The sequence below is a fragment of the Cohnella massiliensis genome (assembly GCF_900169535.1).
Taxonomy (GTDB): Bacteria; Bacillota; Bacilli; order Paenibacillales; family Paenibacillaceae; genus Cohnella; species Cohnella algarum.
The window spans coordinates 2,623,948-2,644,577 of sequence record NZ_LT821259.1; the positions used below are offsets into that span (position 1 = coordinate 2,623,948).

A 20,630-nucleotide genomic window follows, 5' to 3' on the forward strand; every position below is an offset into this window, starting at 1 on the left:
GTTTGACTTTCTTCTTCAACTGGGATTTGACGAGCTGGCGAACTTCCGCCTCCTCCAATACCTCGCCGTCGACAAGTCGGTCTAATAAAGCCCGGCCGGAGACGCCAAACAAATCGGACATAAAGGTGGTGAGCTTGATGTTGGCATCCTGCAAGATTTTGTGAACACGGTTCTTCTCGGAGGTCGTTTGCTGCACCAGTTTGCGACGATACCGCGTCAAGTCCCGAAGCTCACGGATTTCTTGTGGGGCGACCATGCTGGGTTGTACCAACCCGCAGCGGTGCAACTGGGCGATCCACTGTGCGTCTTGAACGTCGGTTTTACGTCCCGGCATCTTTTGAATCTGCCGTGCATTGGCGAGAGTCAATTCACAGGTGGACTCCAGGACGTTCCATATTGGCTTCCACAGCACACCGGTGCTCTCCATCGCTACCTCTCGGCACTCGCGCTCCTCGAGCCAATCCTGCAACTCCAGCAATTCGCGGGTAGTGGTACCGAACGTGCGGATTTCGGACTTGGGTTTGTGTTCCAACGAACCCGACAAGACGCATGCAACTACGGTTTCCTGATGGACATCCAGACCAGCACAAATTTGACGTACAGCATCCATACCAACACCCTCTTGTTTCAGATTAAACAGACCATGCAGTCCTAAAGGAGAGAGTTTATACGCGTCTTTAGGGACAATGGGCGGCTCTCGCAAACTGCAATAAGACGGATTACTCAACGGGGGACCAATAAATTTCCGTCTTTTGATCTGTTCATTATCTGTTTGTCCAGAATGTAAGAAGGATAAAAGGACGCGTACGACCACATTTTCATCTATGGCGGTGACGGTAACGTCATAGGGGATTACTCAAATAGGTGTGGCCTCATGGGCACGGCGGGTGGGGAGAAGTTACCATACTCAACCAGACCCCCGCGGGCCGAGCCGACTTCTCAGCGGATGCGGGAGATGTCGCCTAAGAAATGTTCCGCCCCGTCCGAACGGCGCCCGCCAGGTGCCCGCAAGCCTTCACGGGCGCTTTGGCACGGCCAAGGCTTAACCCCTCATCCATGCCCATCCATGTCAAAATAAGACCAATAAAAAACCCGGCATCGGCCGGGTCGGAAAAGACGCTGAAATTCGCCGCTTACACGGTTCCGGTGTACACGGCTTCGGCCGGTCCCGTCATGTAAACGCGATTGTTGTCTTCGTTCCATTCGATGAACAGGTCTCCGCCTGCAAGCGAGATCGTCGCTTTCCGGTCGGTCAGGCCGTTCAGCACCGAAGAAACGAGCGTCGCGCATGCGCCGGTGCCGCACGCGAGCGTCGGTCCCGCTCCGCGCTCCCATACCCGCATGTCCACCTGGTCGCGGGAGTTGACTTTCGCGAACTCGACATTGATTTTGCGCGGGAACAGCGGATGCGTCTCCAGCTTCGGTCCCCACGCCGCCAAATCGAAATTCACCGCGTCGTCGACGTAAATGACGCAGTGAGGATTGCCCATCGAAACGGCGGTAAAGGCAAATTCGCGCCCGTCCACCGTTACCTTGTGGCCGAGCACGGGATTCGCGTCGATCGTCGTCGGAACGTCCAGCCCGTTCAGGACGGGTGCGCCCATATCGACCCGGACGAGCTTGGCCGCGCCGTTTTCGACTTCCAGCTGCAGCGGCTGCACGCCGGCGCCGATCGTTTCAATCGTAATGTCCGTCCGGTCGATCAGCTTGTTGTCGTACACGTATTTGGCCACGCAGCGGATCGCGTTGCCGCATTGCTCCGCTTCGGAACCGTCGGAATTGATGATGCGCATTTTGAAATCGGCCTTCTCGGAAGGCAGAATGTAGACCAGTCCGTCGGCGCCGATGCCGAAATACCGGTTGCACAGGCGCTGAGCCAGCTCGGGCGCGCCGGCCGGAAGTTCCCGTTCTCCGTAAACGACGATAAAGTCGTTGCCGAGGCCATGCATTTTCGTAAAGTTCATCGGGCATTCCCTCCTGCAGCCGCTTTGATCCGCGGTTGTCCTTCGTTTGTTTTTATCATACCGAATTCCGTTCTTTTTGCGGATGCAGGATTTTCGGTTTTGTTTGCACTTTTTCGCTTTCGCCGCAATCGGCGAGCCCGGCTTCCGTCCTCAATGGATAGCTTTTGCAATCGAGGAAATAATACCGCCAAGCGACCCTCTTACAAATAAATGAAAGGCTTGGCGATCTCATGGCAAACGACAAACCGAACCAGCCCCAGGACGAATCGAGACGAAGGTTTCTGAAGTACACCGGCGCGGCGGTCGGCGGACTTGTCGTCGGCGGCGTCGTCGGCGGCATCGTCGGCTCGCAGCTTGACGGCAACGGCGGCCAGCCGCAGCAGCAGCCGGCCGAAACCCAATCCCCGGCCGCGCAGAACGGCAAAGATTACAACCAGGCGCTCATGTATTTCACGCAGGACGAGTTCCAAATCGCCGAGGCCGCGGCCGAGCGGATTTTTCCCGCCGACGACGCCGGGGCCGGTGCGAAGGAGCTGGGCGTCGCGTTTTTTATCGACCATCAGCTGGCCGGCGGCTACGGCATGAACTCGCGCGACTATATGCTGCCTCCGTTTTACAAAGCCGAGGCGTACCAAGGCTATCAGCTTGCGTTCAAGCGCCGGGAGCTCATCTCGCTCGGTCTTGCCGCGCTTAACGATTACAGCAGCGACAAGTATCAAAAAACGTTCACGAAGCTCGCGCCGGAGGAGCAGGATGCGGTGCTGGCCGCTTTCGAAGCGAACGAAGTCGAACTGAAGGGCGTTCCGGCCGCCACGTTTTTCAATATGTTTCGAACCCTTACGATCGAGGGCGTTTACTCCGACCCGCTGTACGGAGGCAACAAAAACATGAACGGCTGGAGAATGCGCAACTTTCCCGGCAACCAGATGAGCTATTTCGACGTGATCGACAAGGAGGAGTTCGTCAAGTACGAGCCTCTCAGCCTGAGCGATCATCTGTCGACCTGACCGAAAAGGAGGAACTGCGAAAGTGGCAACCACACTGCCTAAAGCGTCCGTCGTCATCGTCGGGATGGGCTGGGTAGGCGGCATCATCGCGGCCGAGCTGACGAAGGCCGGCCACCAGGTCGTCGTTCTCGAACGGGGGAAAAACCGGGGAACGTCCGATTACTACCACGTCCACGACGAGCTGCGTTACGCGAGCCGCTACGAATTGATGCAGGATTTGTCCAAGGAAACGGTGACTTACCGCAACAACGAAAAGGTGCGCGCGCTGCCGATGCGATCGTACGGGTCGTTTCTGCTCGGGGACGGCGTCGGCGGAGCCGGCGTTCACTGGAACGGGCAGTATTACCGTTTTTTGCCGTACGATTTCGAAATCTATTCGAAAACGGTCGAAAGATACGGAAAGGCGAAAATTCCGGAGGGAATGACGCTGCAGGATTGGGGCATCACGTATGACGAGCTCGATCCCTATTTCGTGAAATACGAGCAGATGGCGGGAATTTCCGGGGAACCGACGACGCCGGAAAACGTCGGCAAGCTGTCGAAGCCCTACCCGACGGCGCCGATGAAAAAAACGCCCGGCATGAAGCTGTTTGAGGAAGCCGCGTCAAAGCTCGGCTACCACCCGTACATCATTCCGTCGGCCAACCTGTCGGAAAACTACACGAACCCCGACGGCATCGCGCGCGCGGCCTGCCAATACTGCGGATTTTGCGAGCGGTTCGGCTGCGAGTACGGCGCCAAGGCCGACCCGGTCGTCACGGTTCTCCCCGTCGCCCAGCAAACCGGCAAAATGGAGCTGCGCACGTTCTGCAACGTCATCCGGGTCGAAAACGACGGCAAAAAAGCGACCGGCGTCACGTACGTGCAAACGACGACCGGCGAAGAGTTCACGCAGCCTGCCGACGTCGTCGTGCTTGCGGGCTACGTATTCACCAACGTCAAGCTGCTGCTGCTTTCCAAGCTGGGCAAGCCCTACGATCCGAAAACGCAAACCGGGGTCATCGGCAAAAACTACTGCTACCAGAACAACGGAGCGTCGGGAACCGCCTTCTACGACGACCGGGAGTTCAACATCTTCATGGGAGCCGGCGCGCTCGGCAGCAGCCTCGACGATTTCAACGGCGACAATTTCGATCACAGCGATCTCAATTTCCTTCACGGCGCCAACATCCGGTTCACGCAAGCCGGCCTGCGGCCGATCGCGAACAATCCGACGCCGCCGGACACGCCGTCCTGGGGCCTCGCCTACAAGCAGGCGACGCTCAAATACGCGAACCGGGTGCTCAACATCGGGGCGCAAGGCTGCTCGCTGCCGTACCGCTACCACTACTTGGACCTGGACCCGACCTACAAGGACGCTTACGGGCTGCCGCTTATGCGGATGACGTTCGATTTTCTGGACCAGGACAAAGAGCTGGTGAAATTCATCGCGGGGAAAGTGAAGGGGATCGCCGACGAAATGGGCGCCTCGAACGTCGTCGTCAAGGACACGCTGTCGACCTACAACATCGTGCCTTACCAGTCGACGCACAACACGGGCGGAGCCATTATGGGCAGCGACCCGGATACGTCCGCGGTCAACAGCTATTTGCAGATGTGGGATGCGGAAAACGTGTTCGTTTGCGGGGCTACGGCGTTCGCGCATAACAGCGGGTACAATCCGACCGCGACCGTCGGCGCGCTCGCTTACCGGACGGCCGAAGGGATCGAGAAATATTTGCAAAAAGGCGGCATGCTCGTGTGAGCCGCGCGGATTCGGCGGCGGACCGGGAACTTATCGCCCATCTGAGCGAGCTTCGCAAACGGCTGTTGTACGTTTCCGTCTGGTTCGTCGCCGCGCTTGGCGCCGGCTTCGGCGGAGCCCCCCGATTGCTGGCTTACGTCCGCGATCATCTCGGAGGGTTGCGCGTACAGTGGAGCGTCTTCTCGCTCTCCGACGGCTTGATGGTCTACATGAAGTGCGCGTTTGCGATCGGCATGGCGCTGACGCTGCCGTTTTTGCTGCTTCAGCTGTGGCTGTTCGCGAAACCCGGGCTCACGGCCGCGGAAGCGAAATCGGCGCTGCTGTACGTGCCGCTTTCCCTGTTTCAGTTCGCGCTCGGAGTCGGCTTCGGCTACGCCGTCGCCCTGCCGATGATGATCCGGTTCATGGTCCGTCTGAATCAAAGCATCGGCGCCGAGGAAGTGTACGGCATCCAGCATTACGTGTCGTTTCTGACCGGATTTCTGCTGCCGATGGGACTGGCCTTCGAAATGCCGCTCGTCATGCTGTTTTTGACCCGGATCGGGCTGCTCGAGCCCGGCATGATGAAGCAGGTGCGCAAATACGCCTACGTCGGACTGGCCGTCGTAGGCTCGTGCATCTCGCCGCCGGACTTCGTCTCGCATTTGTCGGTGACGGTCCCTCTTATTTTGCTGTTCGAAATCAGCGCGTTCGTGTCGGGCCGCTACTACCGGCGAAAAGCCGCGCTTGCGGCGCGACCGGCCTGACGTTCCCGGCACGGAGTCAATCGAAACGAAAAGGAGGTGGCGGCATGTTCAACAATATCGGCGTATCGGGGCTCATCATCATCCTGGCGATCGCGCTGATCGTCTTCGGCCCGGCCAAGCTTCCCCAGCTCGGCCGAGCTTTCGGCGATACGCTTCGCGAATTTCGCAATTCGACCAAAGGCATCGCGGACGATCGGAACGACGACGAAACGGGCATCGTGTAAAGCGTTTCTCCGCTTCGCCGTTTATCTCGCGATGGCGCGCGGGTTGCCGCCCGCCGCTCCGTACGTGATGCGATTGCCTTTGCGGCGGCGGCGGGACGATCCCCAGACGCTGCCGATTCCCATCGCGAACGTCGGAATGCCGGCGGCGACGAAGACGAGCGCCCAATCCCGAAGCGACAGCGGAACCGTTTTGAAAATCGGCTGCAGCTGCTCCACGTACAGGACGGGGAACATCAGAGCCAGCGACGATACGACCGCAAGCACGAGAAACTTGTTCTCGAACAGGCGGCGGTGAAAAATCGAGCGCGAGCTCCGGCAGTCGAAAACGTGGATGAGCTGCGCCATGACGAGGGTCGCGAACGCCACCGTTTGCGCATGCGTCAGCTTCTCGGGGTCTCCCGCCCCGTCTCCGAGCGCAAGCACGAACGCGCCGAGCGTGCAGACGCCGATCAGCACGCCGCGGCTGATAATTTTCCAGCCGAGCCGCCGGGCGAAAATATTTTCCTTGGCGGCTCTCGGTTTTTGCCGCATCAAATCGCCTTCCGCCTGGTCGACGCCGAGCGCCATGGCCGGCAATCCGTCGGTCACGAGATTGACCCACAAAATTTGAATCGGCACGAGCGGCAGCGGCAAGCCCGCCATCATCGCCAGGAACATCGTCAAAATTTCCCCCACGTTCGAAGCGAGCAAATAGCGGATGAATTTGCGGATATTTTCGTAAATGCCCCTGCCTTCCTCGACGGCGGACACGATAGAGGCGAAGTTGTCGTCCGCGAGCACGAGCGCGGACGCTTCTTTCGTCACGTCGGTGCCGGCGATCCCCATCGCAATGCCGATATCGGCCGCTTTGACGGCAGGGGCGTCGTTGACGCCGTCTCCGGTCATCGCGACGACGTGTCCGCGCCGCTGCAGCGCCTGCACGATGCGCAGCTTATGCTCGGGCGAAACGCGGGCGAACACGTAGACGTTGTCCACCTGCTTTTCCAGCTCTTCGTCGCTTAAGCCGGCGAGCTCGGCCCCGCTCATCGTCCGGCCGTCGCGGGGCAAAATCCCGATCTCCCGCGCGATCGCTTCGGCCGTCGTCCGGTGGTCGCCGGTAATCATGACCGTGCGAATGCCGGCTTGGCGGCATTTGAGTATCGCCTCGGGAACTTCGCGGCGCGGCGGGTCGATCATCCCGGCGAGGCCGATGAACACGAGGCCGCGTTCCGCCTGGTCCTCGCCCTCGCACGGATCGTTCGGCCGAACCTCGCGAAAGGCGAAGCCGAGGACGCGAAGCGCATCCTGCGCCATCGCTTCGTTGGCCTGCAGCACCTTCTGCCGAAGCGTTCCCGTGAACGGCACGACGTTGCCGTTCCAGAGCACGTAAGCGCACCGCTCGATCAGCAGGTCCGGCGCCCCTTTCGTGCAAAGCAGCTGGCCGCCCTGGTGGGAGACGAGAACCGACATCCGCTTGCGGTCGGCGTCGAACGGAAATTCCTTGACCCTCGGGTACAGCGCTTCGAGGGAGGAGCGGGAATTTCCCGATTTGGCCGCCAGGACGAGCAATGCGCCTTCGGTCGGATCGCCTTTGACGGTCCATTCGCCGGACCCGGCCGCGGCGGCATTCGTCTCCTTCGCCGGTTTTTTCCGTTTGGCGTCTTCGCTTCGCTCCTCCATCGTCAGCTCGGCGTTGTTGCACAGGGCCGCCACTTGCGCCAGGCGGCGAAGCTCGACGTCCCCTTTCAGTTCGACGGGCTTGCCGTTTTCGAAAAATTGGCCCGCCGGCTCGTACCCTTCTCCGGAAACGTCGAGATGGCGCCCGCCGAGCCAGAGCCGGGTGACCGTCATTTTATTTTGCGTCAGCGTCCCCGTCTTGTCCGAGCAGATGACGGACGCGCAGCCGAGCGTTTCGACCGACGGCAGCTTGCGGACGATCGCCCGCCGCTTGATCATGCGCTGCACGCCCAGCGCCAGGGCGATCGTCACGATGGCCGGAAGGCCTTCGGGAATCGCGGCGACCGCCAGGCTGACGCCCGCGAGAAACATGCCGTACAGCGGCTGTCCGTGAAGCACGCCCGCGACGACGACGACGACGGTGAGCGCCAGCGCCACGACGATCAAAATTTTGCCGAGCTGCTCAAGCCGGTGCTGCAGCGGCGTTTCCGCCTCCTCCGTCTGCTGGATGAGGCCGGCGATTTTGCCCATTTCCGTATCCATGCCGGTAAGCGTGACGATGCCTTTCGCCGTTCCTTTCGTCACCATCGTGCCGAGAAAGCCGCAGTTTTTGCGGTCGCCCAGCGGAAGCTCGGCGGCCGCGATCGCGGCCGCTTCCTTCGCCACCGGGACGGATTCCCCCGTAAGCGCCGCTTCTTCGATCGCGCATTGATTGCTTTCGATAAGCCGGATGTCCGCCGGAACCCGGTCTCCGCCTTCCAGCAGCACCAGGTCGCCGGGAACGAGCTCCCGCGCGGGCACGACGTGCAGCGAGCCGCCGCGAATGACCTTCGCGTTCGGCGCCGCCAGCTCCTTGAGCGCGCGCAGCGAGCGCTCCGCCCGGAATTCCTGAAAGAAGCCGAGCACGCCGTTCAAAATAATGATCGCAATGATCGTCAGCGCATCCAGCATTTCACCGAGCAGCCCCGAGACGATCGTGGCTCCGGCCAGCACGAGCACCATGAAATCCTTGAACTGGTTGAGAAAAAGCTTGATCGGCGATTCGCCTTTCCGCTCCTCCAGCTCGTTCAGCCCTTGGCTTTTCAGCCGCGATGCCGCTTCGTCAGGGCTTAGGCCCCCTTTTAAATCGGTGCCCAGCGCCAAGGCCAACTCCGTTTCGTTCATCTGATGCCAAGCCTTACCTTCCACGACGGTCATCCCCTCCCGCGAGTTCGCCGTCCCGATGCCGAAGTGGGACAGCCGTTCTGCCCTATATGTATTCAGACAAGCCGCGAAATATCCCGCCTCCCTCAAAGGAAGCTTGAACGGAAGGGCGGCCGGGCCACTTTCCCTTTCCCGCCAACTGTGGCATCATAGGAGGACGGGAAATCTCCGAATTCATTGCACACGGGAGCAACGACCATGTCACTCGACGGATTCGTCGTCCGCGCGATCGTGCGCGAGCTGCAAACGCTCGCCGGCGCGCGTATTCATAAAATTTATCAACCGACGGAACATGAAATCGTCCTTCATTTAAGAGGCCAGGGAGCCAGCCGCAAGCTGCTGCTCTCCGCCCACCCTTCGATGCCGCGCCTGCATTTTACCGAGCAAACCTGGACGAACCCGCAGGAGCCGCCGATGTTCTGCATGCTGCTGCGCAAGCATTGCGAAGGCGGGATCGTCGAAACCGTCCGGCAAATCGGAATGGAGCGCATCGTCGAAATCGACGTCCGCCACCGGGACGAGCTCGGCGACTTGTCGCTCAAACGGCTTACGCTCGAGCTGATGGGCCGCCACAGCAATTTGATGCTGCTCGATCCGCAGAGCGGAACGATTCACGACAGCATCCACCACGTGACGCCGGCGATCAGCAGCTACCGGACGGTGCTGCCGGGCTCCGCTTACGTCGCACCGCCCGAGCAAAACAAGCAAAATCCGCTCGAGACGACGGAAGCCGAGTTCGCAAGCCTTTTGGCTTCGGCCGATTTGGCGCCCGATTCGGAGCCGTCGTCCAAGGAGCTGTCTTCGTTTTTGCTGAACGCTTTTACCGGTTTGAGTCCGCTGCTTTCCAAGGAAATCGTTCACCGGGCGGAGGGGAACCGCACGCGGCTATGGGGCGAATTCGCCGCGATCGTCGATCGGGCGAAGCTTCATCGGTACCGCCCGGCCAGCGTCGAGACGGACGGCGGCAAGACGTTTTTTTCGGTGTTCGAGCTCTCGCACCTGAGCGGAGAGGTTCGCGAATTCGATTCGGCGAGCGAATGTCTCGACGAATATTACAAGGACAAAGCCGAGCGCGATCTCGTCCGCCAGCGGACGACCGATTTGGCCCGGCTGCTCCTCAACGAAACGGCCAAAAACGAGAAAAAAATCGACAAGCTGAAGGAAACGCTGAAGGACGCGGAGGAAGCCGACCGCTTCCGCAAGTACGGGGAACTGCTGACCGCGCATTTGCATGCGATCGCCAAAGGGGATGCCGCCGCCGAGGTGGTCGACTACTACGACGAGAACCAGCCGCTCGTTTCGATCGCCCTCGATCCGCAGCTGACGCCGAGCGAGAACGCCCAGCGCTACTTCCGCAAATACAACAAGCTCAAAAACAGCCGCGCGGTCGTCGCCGAGCAGATCGAGGCGGCCGAAGCGGAAATCCGGTACCTGGCCTCGGTGCTGCAGGGACTCGAAACCGCGACGCCGGGCGATATCGAGGAGATCCGGGAGGAGCTTAAAGAGCAGGGCTACATTCGGCAGCGGGGAGCGGGCAAATCCGCGCGCAAAAAAAAGCAGGACCGCCCGGCTTTGCTCTGCTACGAGTCCAGCGAGGGAATTTCGATTTTCGTGGGCAAAAACAATACGCAAAACGATTACGTCACGAACCGGCTCGGGCAGCCGAACGATACGTGGCTTCATACGAAGGATATTCCGGGTTCGCACGTGCTCATCTGCGCCTCGGAATACGGGGAGCGGACGCTGCGCGAAGCGGCGATGCTGGCCGCCTATTACAGCAAGGCGCGCGAGTCGAGCGGCGTGCCCGTCGACTACACGCGCATCCGCCAGGTTCGCAAGCCGAACGGGGCGAAGCCCGGCTTCGTCATCTACGAAGGCCAGCGGACGCTGTTCGTTACGCCGGACGAAGCGACGGTCAAGGAGCTGCCAAGCACGATAAAGCAGATGTAGGAAAGGGCTTGACGGCAATCTCCCCTTGCCCGGCTCCCGGTGTGCGATCCGGTGCCGCTCGACGGGTTGCGGGCTTGGCGCAGCGAAAAGAACAAGCGTTCCAGGCGGATTCGCCTATCCCGCTTCACCCCCGCGCGCCGCGCAGCCGCTCAAGCACGCTCTCGTCGACCGACCGGCTGCCGATGGCGCCGTGGTACAGCTTGCCTTTGCGCGCCCCGTGAAAGTCCGATCCGCCGGTGACGATTTTCCCGCGGTTTTCGGCAAGGCCGCGATACCGCTCCTCCTGTTCGGCCGTGTGGTCGGAATGGTACGCCTCCAGGCCGTCCGCTCCGCCGTCGAGCAGTTCCGCGGCCAGCTCGTCGTTTCCGTACAAGCCCGGATGAGCGACGATCGCGGCGCCTCCCGCTTCGCGAATCCACGCAAACGCCTCGAACGGCGTAATTCGCGGCGGCGGATCGACGTAGGCGGCCCGGCCTTTGGCCAAATACCGGTCGAACGCCTCCTGCACGCTGTCGACCGCGCCGATTCGCACGAGCGCTTCGGCGATGTGGGGCCTGCCGATCGTTTCGATGGCGCCCGGCTTGCGGCCGGCCGCTTCCGCCACTTGCTCCGTCGTCAACGGAATGCCGAGCTCGTTCAGCCTCGCGACGATGCCTTCGTTCCGGCTATCCCGCACTTTCCGCTGGGAAATCAGCCTTTCAAGCAGCAGCCCGTCCCGAATGTCGATGTAATAACCTAAAACGTGAATCTCTTTTCCGGCGAGCGACGTGCTGATTTCCACGCCGGGAACGACCTCGATGCCGTAAATCGGGGCTGCCGCCGCCGCTTCCGCAATGCCGGCCACCGTGTCGTGATCGGTGATGGCGACGGCCGAAAGTCCCGCTTCCGCCGCCATCCGGACGTTCTCTTTCGGACGGTGCAATCCGTCCGATGCCGTCGTATGCGTATGCAAATCAACTTTGCTCATGGGCAAGCCCCCTGACGTAATCGAGCAGCGTAACCGCGTGCAGCGGCAGCTCGGAGGATTTCGACCGCACGGCGAAAAATTTCCGCCGGAACGAGACATCCTTGATTTTCACCGGTTTCATCAATCCGAGGGCGACCTCGTTTTTGATCGTCCATTTGGACAGCACCGACAAGCCGAGCCCGGCCTCGACGGCGGATTTGACCGCTCCGTTGCTCCCGAAATTGCTGACGATCCGCAAGTCTCCTTCCTCTATGCCCTGCCGCTCCAATTCCTCCACCATTACCTGTCTCGTGCCCGAGCCTCGCTCCCGCAGGACAAGCGGTTCGGCCAGCACTTCCTTCAGCTCCACCTCGTCCCTTGAGGCAAACGGATGGCCCGGCGGCGCGACGAGCAGCAGCTCGTCGTCCATGACCGGCTCGGATATGACGTTCGGGTCGTCGGTCGGCGCTTCGACAAGGCCGAAGTCGAGCGCATGGCGCGCGATTTCCTCGACGATTTCGGTCGTGTTCATCACCCGCATGCTGACCGACAAATTGGGAAACCGAAGCAGAAAAGGCCCCAGCAGTCTCGGAAGCACGTATTCGCCGATCGTCAAGCTCGCGGCGAATTGCAGTTGTCCCTTCAGCTCTTCCGTATATTTGGCCATTTTCATGTCGGTTTCCCGCATGAGCTCGACCGCCTTGCGAGCCTGCGGGAGCAGGCAATGGCCGGCTTCCGACAGCTCCAATTTTTTGGTCGACCGGTGCAGCAGCTTGACGCCGAACCTTTCCTCGAGAGCCTGGATCTGCATCGTAACGGCAGGCTGGGTCATGTGCAGGGCTTGCGCGGCCGCGGAGAAGCTTCCCCGTTCCGCCACCATGTAAAAGATATGAAGTTGATGCACGTTCAGCGACATCGGCCCATTCCGCCCTCCGTTCGTGGTTGTTCGTTCCATTATACCATAGAAAAAGCCGCCTCCCGACCCGCAGGCCGGCGCCGGGCGCAAAAAAAAGAGCCGAAGCGAGTCCTCGCGGCTCCCTCCGACTGCGGTCAGCGGCGTTTGCGGTTGTTTTTGATCAAGGTCATTCTTCGGGAATGTCTCAGCCAGGAGTAATACGTTTTCAAATCTCGCAGTTCCATCGTTTCCGACATCCGTCCGAGAAACGTGACGACGATCATCTTGTGAAGAGGGTTGCCCAGCAAATCGACTTCCTTGTCCGACACGGCAAATTCGGCAACGAAAATCAAATCTTCGTCAACCATATAAACGTCCTGCTCGTTGCGATAATAAGAAGCGATTCTGCCTTCCTTCAGACATTGCCACAAAAATTCGGCGATGTCGGCATAATCCGCCTTCTCGGCTTGTACCCGGTCGGCCCAACGAGCGCGCGCATGGTTGGTGATGATAATGTCTACAACCTTTTTGTCTCCTAAAACAACATGAAAAGGTTCGTATGTACTCCATCGCTCGTTTTGTTTGTCTCTCACCGGGCTCTCCCCTTCCGGGCCTATAGGACTACGTTCATGGCAGAGAAACAGGAAGTCAAGATTATTTTAACTCACGGATTCGAGAAGATTCAACAAAAAAATAAACCGGGCCCATATTTTCCATATTCAGGATACCCTCTTTGCGTTTTCTTCGAATTCGATGGCGTCGCAAAGCTCGCGAATCTCATCTTGCAGGCGCTTGAGCGGCTGGCGCCACTCGTCTCCGGCAAGCCCTTGCCGACGCAGCAGCGTTTCCAATGCAGCCGCCTCATCGAACAAGTAGACGGCCGAGAGATTGCCGGCCACCCCTTTGAGCCCGTGCAGCATTTTCAGGCTTCCTTCGACTTCTCCGGAGGCAAGGCTCCGCTCCAGTTGCGCCCCGAACGAACGATTTTCCAGGCGAAAGGTGTGAAGCATATGCCATAAAATCGCTTGTTTGCCGCCTACCCTTCGGCTCGCCTCTTCCCATTTCAGCCGGCCGGCGGCACGAAGCCCCCGTTCGACGGCGGCGAACAGTTCCTCCGGCTCGATCGGCTTCGTCACGACGTCGTTCATTCCGGCCTGGAAACATTTTTGCAGGTCTTCCTGCACCACGTTCGCGGTCATCGCGATCACGGGAAGCTCCCAGCCGGTCCGAGCGCGCCGAATCGCGCGGGTCGCTTCGACTCCATCCAGTCCGGGCATATGCAGATCCATCAGGACGAGATCCCAATCTTCCCGCTCCAGCATGTCGAGCGCTTCGTAACCGTCGCAGGCGATCCCGATTTCGTACCCTTTTCCCGCGAGCAGTTCTTTCGCCACCTGTTGATTGATCGCATGGTCCTCGACCAGCAAAATGCGGGGGGCGAAAAGAGGTCCTTTTTTTCGCCGGATGCCCGAGCTTTCGAGGTGCCTCGTTTCTTCCGCCAGGTGAGCCAGCATATGCTGCACCGCCCTCCGGTTTACCGGCTTGATCAGCGTCCGGTCCGGCCTTTCCTCCGGCGGCATGCGCAGCCACTCGTTTTGGCCGAACGCCGTCGTCATGGCGACGGTTTTGGCCGAACGGACCGCCTTGCGAAGGGCGAACCACGTCTCTTCCCCGTACATGTCGGCCATTTCCATATTAAAAAAAACGTAATCGAACGACTCGCCTTCGGGCAGCCCGGAAAGGAGCGCGATGGCCTCCTTCCAGCTGCCCGAACACGTCGCCTCCATGCCGATGGAACCGAGCATGTCCGTGAGAGCGCGCTGCATCAAGCCCGGACGTTCGATGCAGAGAACGGTCGGGCGGGAAACCGAAATTTCCGGCTCGGTCCATGTTGCGGGAACGACCGGAAACAGCAGCGCGAACGAAAAGCGGCTGCCGACGCCTTTTCTGCTTTCCACCTCAAGGCGTCCGCCCATCAGCTTGACCAATTCCTCCGAGATGACGAGCCCGAGCCCCGTCCCGCCGTACTTGCGGCTCGTCGATCCGTCCGCCTGGGTGAACGGCGTGAACAGATGCGCCAGCTGATTTTCCGCGATGCCGATGCCCGTATCCTCCACGGCGAATTCCAGCATCGCCTCGCCATTGCGGACGCCGAACGTCTGCACCTGGAAATGAACATGGCCTTCGTCCGTAAATTTGATAGCGTTATTAAGCAAATTAAGCAGCACCTGCTCCAGCCGGAGCGGGTCGCCGATCAAACGGCCCGGCATCGGCCGGGGGATGTCGAAGACGACTTCGATCTGCTTTTTGCCGATAAAAATGCCGATGGTGTCCGCCAGCTTCCGAAACAGCTCGTCCGGCTCGAACGAGACGGTTTCGAGTTCCACTTTGCCGGCCTCGATTTTGGAAAAATCGAGAATGTCGTTGACGATGCCCAGCAGCACTTCGGAGGAGGAGACGATTTTCAGCGCGTAATCCTGCTGAATGTCGGTCATTTTCGTCCGCTGCAACAGCTTGGACAATCCGACGATGCCGTTGAGCGGCGTGCGGATTTCGTGGCTCATGCGCGCCAGGAACATGCTTTTCGCGCGGCTTGCCTCCTCCGCCGCTTGCTTGGCCTGCGAAAGCTCCGCCTGAATCGATCTCTGCCTGACGATGTCGTGGAACAGCCCGATGTAGCCGAGCGTCTGCCCGTCGTCGCTCACCATTTTGCTGACGCTTAAAAAGACCGGAACCCCCGTGCCGTTCTTATGCACGTATATTCTTTCTTCCGAGTAGGACAGCCGATTTTCCAGGCGGGCCGTAAAGTACGAAACCCCGGGAGCGATCGTCCTCCCCAATTTCGCGGAGAGGCGCTCCGCTTTCTCTTCGAGGTCGGACGGATCGGAAAAAGAGGCCGGCGTAACGCCCGTAACCTCTTCCTCGCGGTAACCGAGTATGCGCGACGCTCCCTCGTTGAAGCTGACGATAACGTAATCCGGATCGGTGACGATAATGCCGTACTCGCTTTGGCTGCGCACGGCATCGAACGGATTGTACCGTTTCCGCAGCTTTTCCGCCATCGCATTGATCGAAGCGGCGAGCGTCCCGATCTCGTCGCGCGGCTGCTCTTCCAGCGGCTTCACGCCAAACCGGCCGTCCGTGACCGCTTCGGTAGCCTGAAGCATCGCCTTGATTCTGCGAAATGGAGGCTCGATCGAAAGATGCAGCAATCCGGCGATCAGCAGCGTCGCCGCAAGGCAGGCCGTAACGGTCCGCCCCAGCAAAGCGTCAAGCGGCCGGTAAAGCCGCTCCGCGGAGAAACCCGCTACGTAATGCCACTCGCTGCCTTCGACGGGATAGGCGATCAAAAGCTCGCCGCGACCGTTATCGACCGATCGAAGCCGTTCGGACAGGAGGCGGAAAACGGCGGAGCGCGTTTGCGCGTCGAGCGCGGAAGCATTGCGGGTGTGATAGACGGCGGTGCCCGACTCGTCGGCGAGATAGCCCGCGACCGCCATGCCGTTTCGCTCGGCAAGCCGGCCGAAGATCGAGTCCCATGGCAAGGTTGCCCTCAACACGCCTTCGATCCGGTAAGAGAGATCGTAGACGGGCAAGTAAAGGGCGATCTCGGCATTCCGCCCGTCTTCCGGTTCGAAGAAGGGAGGCTGAATCGCTTGTCCGCCGTTCATTGCGCGGAGAAAATACGGACTGTTCGCATAGCTTTCCGTTCGGCCGCCGGGCATGCGAAGCGACCCGTCGCCGTCAATATAGGCCAGGTTCGAAAATTCCCCGTTCCGCTTCTTTCGTTCGCTTTCCAAATAAGCGTTCCGGGAGTCGGCGGTGCCGGTCCTAAGCGATTCGGAAACGCTGATGCCCCCGGCCGTTTCCAACCGGGAAGCCAGCCACGCGGACAGCTCCTCCGCGCGCTCGCGGACGTCGGACTCCGCCTTGTCGAAGAGCGATGCCCTTGCGGTCTTCTCGGCCGCCGAATAATAGATCGTCCCGAATGCGGCGATCGCGCAGACGGTCGTCAGCAGCAGCAAAAACCAGGTGCGAAATCGCAGCGATCGTAACACGTCAAGCGCCCCCTTGGCCGAAAGCGGTCATACAAAAAACCTTCTTCTTAGCATGAACGTTCAAGCGGGCTTGAAAGAAGAAGGTTGCGATTTGTCCGCGCCTGCGGACCATCCCCTCAGGCGCCGGCTTTATCGAGTTGCAATTTATAGCCGACTCCCCAAACCGTCTTAATATATTGCGGCTCTTTGGGATTGGATTCCAGCTTCTTGCGAAGATTGGTAATGTGAACGTCTATCGCCCGATCGTTGACGTACGAGTCGATGCCGCGGAGGGCGTTGATCAGCTCGTCCCGCGTAAAGACGCGTCCCGGGTACTCGAACAACAGCTTCATCAGCTCGAATTCGGAAAACGTCAGCTCGATGGAGGCGTCCCGCACGAATACGAGCCGCTTCTGCAAATCAAGGTGAAGTTCGGCATACGCCGTCTCCGACGCGGCGGCGATGTCGGATTCGGCGGCATGGCCGGGCCGCGCCCGGCGGAGCGCCACTCCGATGCGCGCCTTCAACTCCTGCATGCTGAACGGCTTGACCAAATAATCGTCGGCGCCGGCGTTCAACGCCTGAATGCGCTCGTTAACCTTCGCCTTCATGGAAATGACGATGATGGGGGTATCGGAATAGCGCCGGACTTGTTCGCACCACTGCGTTCCGTCGATATCCGGAAGCATAAGGTCCAACAGCACGACGTCCGGCCTGAACGTGCGAAGCGACTCGAAGCCTTCTTCGCCGCTTTCGACCCTACATACGGAGAATTCTTCATCCGTCAGATACATGGATATCATTTCTCCGACAATCTTCTCATCCTCGATGACGAGAATTTTGGTCAATGTGGGGCACCTCTTGTCGTCGTCAAATGTTTTGATTCCTAATATTTCTTTAATATTTATATTATATCGATTAGAAAAATTGTTGTCCACCTTACAATTCCGGCCGATAAGGCGGGACAACCTCCTTCCATTTGTAAAGAAACTATTAAATTTATGTGAATGAACGGGGCGGCGCCGGTTTCCGCATTCCCACTTTTTACTCAGACTTAAACTTTTATTACATTTTTAACCTATTATTTATGCTATACTGGATTCACTTTCTACATGACGAAAATAAAGGAGCTGAGAGATTCCGAGACGAAACGCGCCGTCGTTTTTCGGTTCGAACACATCCGAGACTGACTACGCCAAATCCAATTTAATGGAAGGTGGTAATTCATGATGTTCTCGCGAAAAAGCTTTCTCTCCGTCGCCCTTGCCCTCCTGCTCGCCCTTTCGTTGATCCCCGTCCCCCTTGCGCTCGCCGAAGGCCCTTCCGATCCGGCTCCCGAAATCTTCCCTTCCGGCACCGCCAACGGCAAATCCGTTCTGTTCGACAACACGCACGCCCAAACCGCCGGGGCGGCCGACTGGGTGATCGACGGCGGCTTTTCCGACTTTGCGGAAGCGCTGGCGGACGAAGGCTATTACGTCAAAGAACTGCGCAAGAGTAACCCCATCGCTCTTTCCGATCTGGAGGATTTCGACGTTTTCATCGTGCCCGAAGCCAATATTCCCTATAAAACGACCGAACAGCAGGCGATGCTGGATTACGTCGAGAACGGCGGCAGCATTTTCTTTATCGCGGACCATTACAATGCCGACCGCAATAAAAACCGCTGGGATTCCTCCGAAGCGTTTAACGGCTACCGACGCGGCGGATGGAGCAATCCCGCGGCCGGCATGAGCGCGGAAGAGACGGCATCGGACGCCATGGACGGAGTCAGCAGCTCGGATTGGCTTTCGGACAACTTCGGAATGCGGATTCGTTACAACGCTCTCGGCAACGTCGACTCCGGCTATATCGTTGCTCCTTCGCAAGCGTTCGGCATTACGGCCGGCATTGAAACGGTCACGATGCATGCCGGCTCGACGATCGCGATTACCGATCCGACGAAAGCGAAAGGCATCGTCTACATGGAAGAGACGACCGAGGCGTGGGGCAATGCCGTCGATCAAGGGGTATACAACGGCGGCGGCATCGACGAAGGTCCGTTCGTCGCCGTCGCGAAAGCGGAGCTCGGAAAAGTCGCGGCCATCGGCGACTCTTCCCCCGTCGAGGACAGCACGCCCAAATATTTGCGCGAAGAAACGGGCGGCGCGAAAACGACGTACGACGGGTTTACCGAGCTGGATAACGGCGAACTGCTGGTCAACCTGGTCAACTGGCTCGCGACCCCGGAGAGCTACACGTCTCTCGATCAAGTGCCCGGCCTGACGCTCGATTCGCCGACCCCGCTGCTTGCGATGGAAACGCCGTCCGTGTCGACGGAACCGGCTCCCGAACCTTGGACTGCTCCGGCCGCCGGCTACAAATGGTGGGACCGTTCGACGTTCAAACCCGGCTCTTACGGTTATGAGGACCCGGGTCCGGGAGGCGGCGGAACGATCGGCGACGGCGAAGATTTCGAAGACGGGGTCAAAACCGCCTATACGGCCGGGAGCGTTACGTTGGACACCGGCGTTTGGCATTTCGACAACGCGCTGCTCGGGGACCTGGCAACCGACAAGAAGAACGGAACCAAGGCGGCCCGGATCCGCTCCGCCGGCTCGATCGCGATGAGCTTCGACGCACCGGGCGCGGCATCGGTCACCGTAAGCCATGCGAACTTCGGCTCCGATTCGGGCGGAAGCTGGACCCTTCAAAAATCGCTCGACGACGGCTCCACCTGGACGACTGTCGGCGGACCCTTTACTAGCGGCAGCGCGCTCGCTTCGCAGACGATCGCCGTCGGCGAAACCGGCGACATCCGTTTCAGGATCGTCGTCGGCGGAACGAGCGGCCAGCGGATCAACATCGACGATTTCACCGTCACTCCGGCGGCAAGCGTCGGCGAGTCTTACGAATCCGGCGTCAAGACGGCTTATGCCGCCGCGAACGTGACGCTCGCCTCGGGCTCCTGGCATTTCGACAACGCGCTGCTCGGGGACCTGGCGACCGACAAGAAGAACGGAACCAAAGCCGCCCGGATTCGATCCGCCGGCTCGATCGCGATGAACTTCGACGTTGCGGGAGCGAATTCGGTCACCGTCTGGCACGCGAACTTCGGCTCCGATTCGGGCGCAAGCTGGACGCTTCAGAAATCGCTCGACGGCGGCTCCACCTGGACGGCCGTCGGCGGCTCCCATACAAGCGGCAGCGCGCTCGCTTCGCAAACGATCGCCGTCGGCGAAACCGGCAACGTCCGCTTCAAGATCGTCGTCGGCGGAACGAGCGGCCAGCGGATCAACATCGACGATTTCGAAATTCATTAAGAAGTTGCAGCATTCCCGTTCTATGCGCCGTGCCGCTTAAAGGCAAAAAAAAAGAGCGCGCCCACGATCCGGGCGCGCTCCTTCTTTTCGGCAACATTCCGTTCAAAGCCCGTAAAACCGGGTTTTGTCGGGGACGTTGCGCTCGTATTCCGTCTTGATTTCGCCGCGATAGGAACGTTCGACCTTTCGAACGTAGGGCAGCCGCTGAATGTTTCGCATCGTTTCTTCCGCCGCTTCCGCATTGACGTAAAGCACGGCGTAATGCATCCTGCGGGACAAATAGTGCAGCGTTCCGTATTTGTCCAGTCCGCGCGCCGCCTTCCAATCGCTGAACCAAACGATGTATCCGGTTCGTTCCGCAATCATGCGCGAGCCTCCCGCAAAGTTAATGACCGTTTCGGGCGTTTTTGCGGCGCCGTCAACCGCACCCGCCGCTGCCGCACGAGCAGCTGCCCCCGCCCCCGCACCCTTTCGGGTTCGGATTGTTGTCCGGCACCTTGATCGTTTCGGACACGGCGCGGGCGATCGCGAGCGAAACTTCGTGAAGCAGCAGATCGACCGCTTCCTCCGCCGCTTTGAACCGGCGTACCGGTTCATGGTCGGCCAGCGTCTTTTCGAGCCCTTTCACCCGGTCCAGCGCCTCGTTGTAATCGGGGTGAAAGCGTCCGAAACGCTCGCAGTCGGCGAATTTCTCCTTCGCCTTGACGAATTCGCGGGAGAGCTCGTTCGCTCTCTCGTCGCGCCGCACCCATTCCTTGCAATAAACGTATTCCGCCGCGAGAGCGGATTGTTTAATCATATCCCCCAGCTCGAAAGCGCGGGTCATCAGCAATGTCATATCGGCGACGCCTCCTTGGGCCGATCTTCCCGCAGGCCTCGCCGCCGGGAGGGTCTCCGCTCCGTTAACCATAGGGTCCACCTCACCTTTGGGCTTGCGATCTATCCTATCATACCAC

The 20,630-nt window shown here is 59.6% G+C and carries 16 protein-coding genes; 6 read left to right on the plus strand and 10 right to left on the minus strand.

The genetic code is table 11. The features are described 5' to 3' along the window. Both B7E11_RS26055 and dapF read right to left on the minus strand, forming a co-directional pair. On the minus strand, positions 1 to 610 hold a 610-nt coding region (locus B7E11_RS26055; RefSeq protein WP_139787376.1), incomplete at its 3' end, for an IS110 family transposase. A gap of 523 nt (positions 611 to 1,133) precedes the next feature. Next, positions 1,134 to 1,964, minus strand: coding sequence for a diaminopimelate epimerase (dapF, locus tag B7E11_RS26060; protein WP_080840267.1), 831 nt, complete (start codon positions 1,962 to 1,964; stop codon positions 1,134 to 1,136). A gap of 230 nt (positions 1,965 to 2,194) precedes the next feature. On the opposite strand from dapF, the gene B7E11_RS26065 reads away from it, so the two are divergent. From B7E11_RS26065 to B7E11_RS26080, 4 genes are read left to right on the plus strand one after another with little or no spacing between them, the layout of a single operon-like run. Beyond that, positions 2,195 to 2,971, plus strand: coding sequence for a gluconate 2-dehydrogenase subunit 3 family protein (locus B7E11_RS26065; RefSeq protein ID WP_080840269.1), 777 nt, complete (start codon positions 2,195 to 2,197; stop codon positions 2,969 to 2,971). Between the two features lie 22 nt (positions 2,972 to 2,993). Then, positions 2,994 to 4,715 carry a GMC family oxidoreductase gene (locus B7E11_RS26070; protein ID WP_080840271.1) on the plus strand — a complete coding sequence of 574 codons (1,722 nt, stop codon included), beginning with the start codon at positions 2,994 to 2,996 and terminating at the stop codon, positions 4,713 to 4,715. Then, a complete protein-coding gene (tatC, locus tag B7E11_RS26075) occupies positions 4,712 to 5,461 on the plus strand; it encodes a twin-arginine translocase subunit TatC (RefSeq protein ID WP_080840273.1) in 750 nt (249 codons plus the stop codon). The genes B7E11_RS26070 and tatC overlap by 4 nt, the downstream gene beginning before the upstream one ends. A gap of 44 nt (positions 5,462 to 5,505) precedes the next feature. Continuing rightward, entirely contained in the window at positions 5,506 to 5,685 is a 180-nt protein-coding gene (locus tag B7E11_RS26080) for a twin-arginine translocase TatA/TatE family subunit (RefSeq protein ID WP_080840275.1), read from the plus strand. Between the two features lie 21 nt (positions 5,686 to 5,706). Here the strand turns inward: B7E11_RS26080 and B7E11_RS26085 are convergent, their stop codons facing one another. Further along, positions 5,707 to 8,529, minus strand: coding sequence for a calcium-translocating P-type ATPase, SERCA-type (locus tag B7E11_RS26085; RefSeq protein WP_420830642.1), 2,823 nt, complete (start codon positions 8,527 to 8,529; stop codon positions 5,707 to 5,709). A gap of 213 nt (positions 8,530 to 8,742) precedes the next feature. Here B7E11_RS26085 and B7E11_RS26090 point away from each other — a divergent pair, with 213 nt between their 5' ends. Further along, on the plus strand, positions 8,743 to 10,494 hold the full coding sequence (locus tag B7E11_RS26090; RefSeq protein WP_080840279.1) for an Rqc2 family fibronectin-binding protein: 1,752 nt from the start codon (positions 8,743 to 8,745) through the stop codon (positions 10,492 to 10,494). A gap of 124 nt (positions 10,495 to 10,618) precedes the next feature. Here the strand turns inward: B7E11_RS26090 and B7E11_RS26095 are convergent, their stop codons facing one another. The 5 genes from B7E11_RS26095 to B7E11_RS26115 form a co-directional block, all read right to left on the minus strand. Then, complete coding sequence (locus tag B7E11_RS26095; RefSeq protein ID WP_080840280.1) at positions 10,619 to 11,461, minus strand: PHP domain-containing protein; 843 nt, start codon at positions 11,459 to 11,461, stop codon at positions 10,619 to 10,621. Next, positions 11,448 to 12,356 carry a selenium metabolism-associated LysR family transcriptional regulator gene (locus tag B7E11_RS26100; protein ID WP_080840282.1) on the minus strand — a complete coding sequence of 303 codons (909 nt, stop codon included), beginning with the start codon at positions 12,354 to 12,356 and terminating at the stop codon, positions 11,448 to 11,450. Before B7E11_RS26100 ends, B7E11_RS26095 begins: the two co-directional genes overlap by 14 nt. Before the next feature lie 134 nt (positions 12,357 to 12,490). Beyond that, positions 12,491 to 12,928: a hypothetical protein gene (locus B7E11_RS26105; protein WP_080840284.1), complete on the minus strand. Its 438-nt coding sequence runs from the start codon at positions 12,926 to 12,928 to the stop codon at positions 12,491 to 12,493. Between the two features lie 126 nt (positions 12,929 to 13,054). After that, the gene (locus tag B7E11_RS26110) at positions 13,055 to 16,393 is read right to left on the minus strand and encodes a response regulator (RefSeq protein ID WP_080840286.1); all 3,339 of its coding nucleotides are present in this window, start codon (positions 16,391 to 16,393) and stop codon (positions 13,055 to 13,057) included. Positions 16,394 to 16,509: 116 nt separating this feature from the next. Continuing rightward, the gene (locus tag B7E11_RS26115) at positions 16,510 to 17,220 is read right to left on the minus strand and encodes a response regulator transcription factor (protein ID WP_080840287.1); all 711 of its coding nucleotides are present in this window, start codon (positions 17,218 to 17,220) and stop codon (positions 16,510 to 16,512) included. A 381-nt stretch (positions 17,221 to 17,601) separates the two neighbouring features. Here B7E11_RS26115 and B7E11_RS31085 point away from each other — a divergent pair, with 381 nt between their 5' ends. Further along, complete coding sequence (locus B7E11_RS31085) at positions 17,602 to 19,674, plus strand: Ig domain protein group 2 domain protein (protein WP_425430074.1); 2,073 nt, start codon at positions 17,602 to 17,604, stop codon at positions 19,672 to 19,674. Between the two features lie 102 nt (positions 19,675 to 19,776). On the opposite strand, the gene B7E11_RS26125 is transcribed toward B7E11_RS31085, so the two are convergent. Both B7E11_RS26125 and B7E11_RS26130 read right to left on the minus strand, forming a co-directional pair. Next, complete coding sequence (locus tag B7E11_RS26125; RefSeq protein ID WP_080840289.1) at positions 19,777 to 20,040, minus strand: YlbG family protein; 264 nt, start codon at positions 20,038 to 20,040, stop codon at positions 19,777 to 19,779. A gap of 52 nt (positions 20,041 to 20,092) precedes the next feature. Continuing rightward, positions 20,093 to 20,512, minus strand: coding sequence for a YlbF/YmcA family competence regulator (locus B7E11_RS26130; protein WP_240353352.1), 420 nt, complete (start codon positions 20,510 to 20,512; stop codon positions 20,093 to 20,095). Positions 20,513 to 20,630: the final 118 nt, after the last annotated feature.